Source organism: Acetobacter lambici (assembly GCF_011516885.1).
In the GTDB taxonomy this organism is placed as follows: Bacteria; Pseudomonadota; Alphaproteobacteria; order Acetobacterales; family Acetobacteraceae; genus Acetobacter; species Acetobacter lambici.
This window is the reverse complement of record NZ_WOTD01000079.1, coordinates 1-5,709: the sequence shown is the minus strand read 5'-3', so window position 1 is coordinate 5,709 and position 5,709 is coordinate 1. Positions and strand designations below refer to the sequence as shown.

Below are 5,709 nucleotides of genomic sequence, written 5' to 3'. Positions count from 1 at the left end.
CTGTCCGGCCGGAGTGTTGGCCCAGGACGCAGCCGCCTTTTCATCACGAGCGGCCTGATACCCTTCCGCCTGCCCTTTTTCGGTTCCGGCCTGCTGACCGAAGAAATAACCACCGCCAAACGCTACCAGAACGATCAGGAAGGCCATTAGGCCCGTCCAGAGTAGAGATGAGCGTATTTCCGTCTTGGCGGCCTGTAGCGCCTTCTGTGAGGCTCCTGTGGCCTGTTTGAGCGCGGTTTGCATTTCTGCCGATAGGACATGTTCCTGCTGGTTCCGGGTCGTCTGATCGGACCGGACGGTCCGAAGCAGCCGGTTTGTCTCCACCATTTCCCGGCCGAGCTGGTCGAACGCGGCCAGCCCGTCATCCAGCTCGCGTTCGTCGGTCATGACCGGTCAGGCTCCGGTTTCTGCCAGTCCTTGAACGCCTTGTGGTCATGCTCGCGGGTGATGCGTTTCATCAACTCGTCAATGACCCGTCCGAAGCGTTCATCCTTCCCGGCCGCCTCGATCAGCAGCCCCCCGAGAATGACCTTGCGCCGGGTGTCCAACTTGCGTTCTTCAGCGTTCTGTCTGGCGAGCAAAGCCTGATACCGGGCCTTGGCCTGTTCGACCTGCTGTTTTGCCTTCTCGATGGGTGTCATTTTTCCTCCCGCACCAAGTGGGTGCAATGGTCTGTCGTTATTTCTGTCCCCGCATGACCCTGTTGATAATACCATATTTTTCGGAAGTTTCCTTGATTCGTCGTGGAGCGCAAACAACCCTTGCGACGAAGGAGTGAAGGGCGCACTTTAGCATTGCTTCGCAATGCGTGCGTCAGTGATGTTCCTTCCCTGAACCCTTCCTGAACGGAGAGAGTCGTGGCGATCTACCACCTGTCCGTCAAATCCATCTCGCGTTCAGCCGGTCGCAGTGTCGTGGCTGCTGCCGCCTATCGTGCCGGTCAGGAGCTGACGGACGAACGGCAGGGCCTGACGCACGACTACACCCGCAAGCAGGGGGTAGAGGATGCGTTCATCGTGGCCCCGGATGGTGCAGACTGGGCGCAAGACCGGAACGCCCTGTGGAACGCAGCGGAAGCGGCCGAGAAGAGGAAGGACGCCAAGACCGGCCGGGAATATGAGCTGGCATTACCGGCCGAGCTGGACACGGACGCACGGAAAGAACTGGCCCGGGATTTCGCCCGTGAACTGGTGGAGCGGTACGGGGTGGTGGCCGATGTGGCGATCCATGAACCCGGCCGGGAAGGGGATAATCGGAACCATCACGCGCATATCCTCACCACAACCCGGACGGCCGGGGAGGATGGTCTGGGGGCCAAGACGCGGGTTCTGGACGTGGCCAGCACCGCCTCGGCCGAGATCGAGCATATGCGGGGCGTGTGGGCGCGCCAGGTGAACATGGCCCTGGAACGGCACCAGGTCGAACAGCGGGTGGATCACCGGAGCTTCGAGCGCCAGGGGAAGGAACAGGAGCCGACCCGGCACATGGGCGTGTCAGCGACCGCCCTAGAGCGTCAGGCGGCCCGCGAGATCCCCGGCCGAGATCCTGTGACGGATCTCGGGAAGCAGAATGCGGAGATCCGCGAGCGGAACCGTGTTCTGGAAACGGCCCGCAAGGCTATTGAGAAGGCGCAGGAGCTGTTTTCTGGCCTTGAGAAAAAGGCCCGGCAGGCGGTCGGTCTGGCCCGGAAGATCGGGCAACGGATGGAGCAGCAGCGGGAAGCCGAACGCCAGAGGCAGGAACTGGCGCGTCAGGCCGAGATCAGACGCCAGCAGGAAATCCGGGCGGCCGAACAGGAAAGACAGAAGCAGCTCCAACAGGAGTTGGGTCGATCCTTGGGCCGCTCACGAGGACGGAGCAGAGGGCGGGATTATGATAGCGGGCCAGATATGGGATTTTGAGTAGTCAGCGAAGGTGTCGGGGTTGAGGTGTTTGTGGATGCAGATGTATTCTGCTGCGCGATCTTCGGAGATTTAACCGTTTTTTTGTCTGAAGAACTAAATAGTTCTTCGACAATTTCTTTGTCTAATTCTGCATTTAAATCGCTAGTTTTTCCAGAAACAGATAGGATTTGGACGTTATTTCCTATTGATGCAGATGTAGAGGAAGTTGATGTATCTAGGGTCGACGCATGAGATGTTTTCAAGGGAATATTTGAATGACTATTGAAATTAGATGATAGTTGGAAACTGGTTACGTCTCCGCTATCAGTGTGAATAGTTGTTTCTTGAATGTTGATGGAGAAAGAGGATGAACCATAGCTTTCTTTACTTAGTATTTCTCCTTCTTTTCCCCATAAATTGAACAGTTTTGTCGCTAGAGGGTTGGCAGCAATATCTTTGCCACTATTGATATAATCATTGGTGGCATTTATTTTTTGCATAAACGGACTATTTTCAGTTTCTTGATCAAATGAGAGATCAAGTCCGTTAATACCATTGTTATCCATATATTCTGAACGTAGTTCATCGGCTGCTTCAAAGGCATTCCATTTTTCAGAATCTGATGTTGTGGAGCTGCTTATTATTTTTCCTAGAGAATTATATATTTCTTGTATTGTATTGGTTGTATCTGTTATTTGGCTGCTATTGTTATTTGTGTATTCTTGTGCTTCTTTTGATAAAATTATTTTATCGCTATTATTGTCATCATTAAAAATACTTGAACTTTTTGATGTATCGCTAACGACACTATGTCTGGAATTGATGTAATCAGATGGATCAGATGTAGCAGGATTACGGGACCATGTAGCAGACCACGACAGGTCGGTAGTTGTAATGGTAGTCATAAAACACTCCTACTACATGTATAAAACTCTATGCGATCTAATGACCGCATAGAGTAAAGAGAAGGTTAATTAAGGGATGGTTATTTTATAGAGAAATATCCCCCTAAAACACCAATGGCATTCCATGGGCCAGAAGCTGGTGCTGTGCATGTTGGGAAATATGTTTCATTTTGATATGAAATTGGGAATGCTTGGTAGTTTGCGTAATATTCATTAAGTGATGAAGAGTATGTTAGAATAATATTATAACTACATCCAAATTTTTGAGTAGAAGAGTTTGATTCTGCTGAAAATTGTATTGTAAGATTTTTCTTGTCTGGTCCTGATGCGTTAGCAACAGTACCTGTTGTTCCGGCTAAGACTGTGAGGCTGGCAGTGCTTGGAGAGATGCCTGAGGTCGCAGAATAGCCAGTGATCTGAACACTTTGTGGAGAGCCATTAAACAGTTGGATCGTGCCACCTGACGCATGGGCCGAGTTGGTGAATGAGAGAGCGGAAACGCCAATAACGCCGAGTGAGAGTAAGAGATTTTTGAGAAACATGGGAATATTTCCTATTCAATTACTCTTGAGCACTATCCTGGTAAGGCAACCGATGCGCTCAAGACAGGATTATTTTAGAAAGATAATCTTAAAGTATTCAATAAATATTCCAGATGATTTTAGCATATCACCTAGTCATGAGCATAAACAGTTAATGTTGAGGTCGGGTCGAAGGCTTGCCTGCCCCCTTTGTTAGGCCGTCGAAATCGAGGGAAATTGGGACGGCAGCGTCTCTCTCGGTATGTGAGAATTTAACCGGGGAACTGGCGGCGGGCATGAACCACATTGATGATTTCAACGCGGGTTGCCGTCACCCGATACAGGATGATGTAATTTGGATGCGCTACGACTTCGCGGAGTCCAGGAATGCGATCGCTAATCGGGTATAGGTAGGGATGAGACGATAAAGGCAGAACGCAGGAACGGAGACGATGCCACATCCGCTCCGCTGCACTGATATTGCTTTCACCAATGTATTCCGTGATTCCGGCAAGGTCTTCGTCAGCGGTTTCGGTCCAGACGATGGGTAGCATTATGCAACCTTGCGTTTGCGCAGCTTGGCAAGCCGTTCGGTCATACGCCGTTCAACTTCATCATGCGGGATTGGCGGGCGCCGATCGGCCAGACTTATGGCAACTTTGGCTTGAAGCCATGCGGTATAGGCCGCTTCCTGTTCGACCGTCTCGAACTCGGAGACGATGGGGGAGAGTGCTTCACTCATCATGTGACTCCTGTTGGTTGGTGTGGAATTGAGTATAGCACATTCATCACCAGAACCACCATTTGCGTGGTCGTGATTCAGCCAGCTTCTGGGCTAATTCGCGCCAGTGATCTCGGTCAGCCTCGATGGTCGCCCGGAGCGTCTTCTCGGCTTCGAGTTCAGCTTTCACACGCATCAGTTCGAGCGTATTTTTGGCGATCAGATCGGGGTGTGCGGGGGTGTGCACAGGGTGTGCATCGACCTCTTCCTGCACAGTGTGCGCACACTGTGCAGGGTGTGCAGAGAGCCATGCGTTCAGATCGTCAGATTTGATCCGCCATTGGTTCTTGTTGTCCCGAAATGCCTGCAAATCTCCCGATTTTATAGATCGCATAATTGTCCATCTGGAGACATCAGCTACCTGTGCAGCCTGTGCAGGCGACATGTGCGCAGGAGTGTGCGCGCTCACTGTGCAGGATCGTCGCGGCTGGTGGCGGGCAAGTCAGGTTCCAGACCGTCAAGAGATGGCTGGGAAGGGGGCGGCATACCGGGGCCGGTCGGTAACTGGCGTTCGCCAGGCTGTAGCGATGGAATGTGTTCCAGAGGTGGTTGCATGCCAATGTCAGCATTGTCGGGCTGTTCGTTGTCGGAGACCAGAACAGCGGCTGAAAACAAGCTGTAGCGAATGCCATCCCGTGCACCAGACCACGCCACCCGGTCATTCACGATGTAGGCGTTAACTGTGCCAGATGCACCGACTTGACGGATTTCGATCCAATTTTCCTCTTTGAGAACTTGGAGAGAGCGACGGACGGTTCGAGTGCTGCACTTAGTCAAATTGGAAAGTGTTTCTTGACTGGCGACCAGAGCGTTGTGTCTGCCCATTTTGGCAATGATCACATGCAAAAGGGCTGCTGCACGAGGGTTTTCCACTGCGAGAATAGACCATCGCTCATGTGCTGCACGTTCAGTTTGGACCCATGTCCCGGTTGGTGGGGTGGCGATCTGAATTTTCGGTTCTAAAGGCATTCGCGGTGTCCAGAATCGTGACATGGATGTCCTGACCCTAGGCCAAATGAATGTCCATATCAACGACGAATTTGTCATAATATTGGACAAACCTAGGACATAGCTGGTGTCCGGGGGGTAGGACATAGCTGGTGTCCTACCCCCCCCCTTTAAGTATTTGAAATATAAGGGATGATGTGTTTTTCTCTTCTATGATCTTAAGAGCCGTCCATGAAGCCCACGGGACGAGGCCGGCGAACGCTCTTGCAAGCGGTAGCGGGCCTCGGGTCCTGTGGACCCTCGTGGGCGGATCAAAGGCATTTTAAAGGGGTGTTATCCACACTAAACATCTTTGACGCCTCCGCTCCACGTTCGCCCAAACCCTGTAACGCTGGTAGAACCGGGCAAGAAAAAATGGCTCAGGAAACGACGAGGGGGCTGGTCAGGGTATCGCCCAACCATGAACCATCTGCTGGGCGTCGAGGTAGGGGTAACAATAATCCTGTCCGTGTTGTCGCACGATCCGCCATCCCTGCCCCCGGCATTGCGTCACCAGATCAAGGTTGCCGAGCTGATCGAGACCATAAGCCCGCTGTCCGGCCGGAGTGTTGGCCCAGGACGCAGCCGCCTTTTCATCACGAGCGGCCTGATACCCTTCCGCCTGCCCTTTT

Annotated in this window: 10 protein-coding genes; 2 read left to right on the top strand and 8 right to left on the bottom strand. The window is 52.4% G+C overall.

What is annotated here, in order from left to right:
• Both GOB86_RS14525 and GOB86_RS14520 read right to left on the bottom strand, forming a co-directional pair.
• On the bottom strand, window positions 1–387 hold a 387-nt coding region (locus GOB86_RS14525), incomplete at its 3' end, for a replication protein (protein ID WP_165993330.1).
• Window positions 384–641 (bottom strand): mobilization protein, encoded by a 258-nt coding sequence (locus tag GOB86_RS14520; RefSeq protein WP_165993328.1) that lies wholly within the window; start codon window positions 639–641, stop codon window positions 384–386. The genes GOB86_RS14525 and GOB86_RS14520, both read right to left, overlap by 4 nt.
• A gap of 216 nt (window positions 642–857) precedes the next feature.
• Between GOB86_RS14520 and mobQ the strand changes: the two genes are divergently transcribed.
• Entirely contained in the window at window positions 858–1,901 is a 1,044-nt protein-coding gene (gene mobQ / locus GOB86_RS14515) for a MobQ family relaxase (RefSeq protein WP_253544328.1), read from the top strand.
• Here the strand turns inward: mobQ and GOB86_RS14510 are convergent.
• From GOB86_RS14510 to GOB86_RS14485, 6 genes are all read right to left on the bottom strand, one after another.
• Window positions 1,871–2,788: a hypothetical protein gene (locus tag GOB86_RS14510; RefSeq protein WP_165993326.1), complete on the bottom strand. Its 918-nt coding sequence runs from the start codon at window positions 2,786–2,788 to the stop codon at window positions 1,871–1,873. The genes mobQ and GOB86_RS14510 overlap by 31 nt on opposite strands.
• A gap of 80 nt (window positions 2,789–2,868) precedes the next feature.
• Entirely contained in the window at window positions 2,869–3,330 is a 462-nt protein-coding gene (locus GOB86_RS14505) for a hypothetical protein (protein ID WP_165993323.1), read from the bottom strand.
• A 251-nt stretch (window positions 3,331–3,581) separates the two neighbouring features.
• Window positions 3,582–3,863 (bottom strand): type II toxin-antitoxin system RelE/ParE family toxin, encoded by a 282-nt coding sequence (locus tag GOB86_RS14500; protein WP_165993320.1) that lies wholly within the window; start codon window positions 3,861–3,863, stop codon window positions 3,582–3,584.
• Entirely contained in the window at window positions 3,863–4,054 is a 192-nt protein-coding gene (gene relB / locus GOB86_RS14495) for a type II toxin-antitoxin system RelB family antitoxin (RefSeq protein WP_198912055.1), read from the bottom strand. The genes GOB86_RS14500 and relB overlap by 1 nt, the downstream gene beginning before the upstream one ends.
• Before the next feature lie 43 nt (window positions 4,055–4,097).
• Window positions 4,098–4,475 (bottom strand): helix-turn-helix domain-containing protein, encoded by a 378-nt coding sequence (locus tag GOB86_RS14490; protein ID WP_165993318.1) that lies wholly within the window; start codon window positions 4,473–4,475, stop codon window positions 4,098–4,100.
• A 20-nt stretch (window positions 4,476–4,495) separates the two neighbouring features.
• A complete protein-coding gene (locus GOB86_RS14485; RefSeq protein ID WP_165993315.1) occupies window positions 4,496–5,059 on the bottom strand; it encodes a helix-turn-helix domain-containing protein in 564 nt (187 codons plus the stop codon).
• A gap of 439 nt (window positions 5,060–5,498) precedes the next feature.
• Here GOB86_RS14485 and GOB86_RS14480 point away from each other — a divergent pair.
• Window positions 5,499–5,709 (top strand): hypothetical protein (locus GOB86_RS14480; protein WP_165993313.1); only part of this gene is annotated, 211 nt, incomplete at its 3' end.

Bases quoted from the DNA above. Each gene is read 5' to 3' on its own strand.
- GOB86_RS14485 (WP_165993315.1), bottom strand. From the start codon at position 5,059: ATGCCTTTAGAACCGAAAATTCAGATCGCCACCCCACCAACCGGGACA.
- GOB86_RS14505 (WP_165993323.1), bottom strand. From the start codon at position 3,330: ATGTTTCTCAAAAATCTCTTACTCTCACTCGGCGTTATTGGCGTTTCC.
- GOB86_RS14500 (WP_165993320.1), bottom strand. From the start codon at position 3,863: ATGCTACCCATCGTCTGGACCGAAACCGCTGACGAAGACCTTGCCGGA.
- GOB86_RS14520 (WP_165993328.1), bottom strand. From the start codon at position 641: ATGACACCCATCGAGAAGGCAAAACAGCAGGTCGAACAGGCCAAGGCC.
- GOB86_RS14510 (WP_165993326.1), bottom strand. From the start codon at position 2,788: ATGACTACCATTACAACTACCGACCTGTCGTGGTCTGCTACATGGTCC.
- relB (WP_198912055.1), bottom strand. From the start codon at position 4,054: ATGATGAGTGAAGCACTCTCCCCCATCGTCTCCGAGTTCGAGACGGTC.
- GOB86_RS14490 (WP_165993318.1), bottom strand. From the start codon at position 4,475: ATGTCGCCTGCACAGGCTGCACAGGTAGCTGATGTCTCCAGATGGACA.